The sequence below is a fragment of the Streptococcus parasanguinis genome, assembly GCF_001578955.1.
Taxonomy (GTDB): Bacteria; Bacillota; Bacilli; order Lactobacillales; family Streptococcaceae; genus Streptococcus; species Streptococcus parasanguinis_U.
This window is the reverse complement of record NZ_KQ969689.1, coordinates 544,363-546,493: the sequence shown is the minus strand read 5'-3', so window position 1 is coordinate 546,493 and position 2,131 is coordinate 544,363. Positions and strand designations below refer to the sequence as shown.

Genomic DNA, 2,131 nt, shown 5'->3' with positions numbered 1-2,131 from the left:
ATCTTGTTCAACCAACTTTTTAGCTTCTGATGTTTTTCCCTCAAGAAACAAGTCCCAAGCTGTATCAAGTTTAGATACCATCTATTTTCCCCTTTCAACTATAAACAACCTTCATAAAATAAAATCACTCAACAAGAATATGCTAAATCCTATCTTTATAAATTTAATCCACTAGGCTAAAGTATAGCAAAAAGCTCAAATAACTACTATTTGGGCAAAATGTTACTTAGTTTCTTTTTAAACGAGCAATGAGTAACTTAATAAGATAAGCTAGAACCACAAGTGCTACTACGCGTGATAATAGATAGAAAATAAAATAAACAAAATAGATTTGCATATCTGACACCTCCTAAATAAAAGAGATTAACCATCTTGTCCTCAATATTATTGTACTCCCGTTTGAAAGCGGAGTCAAGCGCTATGATAAATAGTATCAACATCTGGAATAAATGTAAAGCCTACAAAAAGCAAAATAAATTAATCTGTTTCATTTTGAAATCCTTTAACGATTGTAAATTATATCCTATTTTAGAAGAGGTACGTAAGAAGTTATCAATTTAGATAAAGTCAAAGCAAGAGAGAAATATAATTAGTAAACATAAATACAATATTTTTTACATTTTTTATTATACTTTTATTAGTATAATTGGTAAAATCTTAATTAATAAAAATTATGGTCTATCTAATATTCCAATTACCTTACAACACAGGTTGATTGAATAGGATTAGATAACCGAAGTAATGTTGAAACGAATGGAGGGGGCTAATATTAAGAATTTAATAAGTGATCAAATGTCTAATAGACAAATCATCAAAGACTTTATTAGTAGTTTTATTAGTTCTTTAAGTGGAAAAGCTTTTAATTTTGCTTTAGGATTAATGTTACTGGACCAAACAAAATCGGCAATGAGTTTTGGAATCAATATGATCATCTATCCTTTAGTTAGTTTGATTTTCTTGGTTCCAATCGGTAATTTAGTAGACAGATACCGTCATAAAAAGATCTTAATTTATAATTTCATCTTTAGGCTTATAATTTTTCTTCTGTTTTATGCTTTTTATTTTTTAACGAATTCATCTACTATCTTATACCTCGTAATCCCGTTTGTCATACTCCACTCTATTACAGTTAACATTAATGATACTTGTTATTCAGCCTCTATCCACGAGTTAGTAAATGATACAAAAATTCAACGATTAAGCTCTGTTACACAAACTGCCATTGCTATCGCAACCATGCTTTCGCCAGCTATTGGAGTCATTTTTTATAATTGGTTAGGTTTCTCAGGCTTTATTCTCTTAGAAATCATTGCAAATCTCCTTGCTTTAGGTGTCTTACTTACCATGAAATTCTTCTATGAACACGATGGGCAGGAAGCTGAGATCAAACAGAATGAAAACCATCAACACGGGGTTAAAGAAATTATCCGATTTTTAAAAGAAAATCAGATTATCAAATATATTATTCTTGTTAGTGTTGTACTGAATTTTTTCTATACTTCCATTAGCATTGGAGTACCATTTGTAGTCAAAGAGCAACTCTTATTAGATAATGCAACAGTAGGTATCCTAGAAACAATGTCTGCAGTTGGAATGTTATTAGCCAGTGTGTCTATGTCACTACTACCATACAAAGAAGAAACCAACACACTTCTCACTAATAGAATCCGCATTCCACTTTTTCTTCTAACCATCGCTATCATTGGTTTGGGTATCACATTTGCAACTACTAACACCCAGGTGATTATTTCTTCCGTTGGCGGTTTATTTATGGGAATTATCGCATTCACTCTTGTTATTCTAAATATTGTCGTCATGACTTATCTTCAAAGTAGCATTGAAACAAATTATTTAGGAAGAGTGATGAGCACTTTATTCACACTAAATACGTCTATTATGCCGATAGGTACCATTGTATTTACTTATCTATTCCAAAAAGAAATAAACGGAGGTCTGATATTCATATTTGGAGGGGTTTCTCTCCTGATCTATACCATGATAATGTTACCTCGAATATATAGAATACTCTAAAAAGAACACACTTATTGGAATTGAAACAAAGGCAATACTAAAACGAAAAAGACAAGGATAAAACACCTTGTCTTTTTTTAAAATACTAACAACTTAGACT

At 30.8% G+C, this 2,131-nt stretch carries 1 protein-coding gene and 1 pseudogene; one reads left to right on the top strand and one right to left on the bottom strand.

From position 1 onward, the window contains the following. A pseudogene (locus tag SPADD19_RS13210) lies at positions 1–81 on the bottom strand (tetratricopeptide repeat protein); the annotation flags it as partial. 711 nt (positions 82–792) lie between these two features. On the opposite strand from SPADD19_RS13210, the gene SPADD19_RS02530 reads away from it, so the two are divergent. Then, the gene (locus SPADD19_RS02530; protein ID WP_239683576.1) at positions 793–2,031 is read left to right on the top strand and encodes an MFS transporter; all 1,239 of its coding nucleotides are present in this window, start codon (positions 793–795) and stop codon (positions 2,029–2,031) included. Positions 2,032–2,131 lie beyond the last annotated feature (100 nt).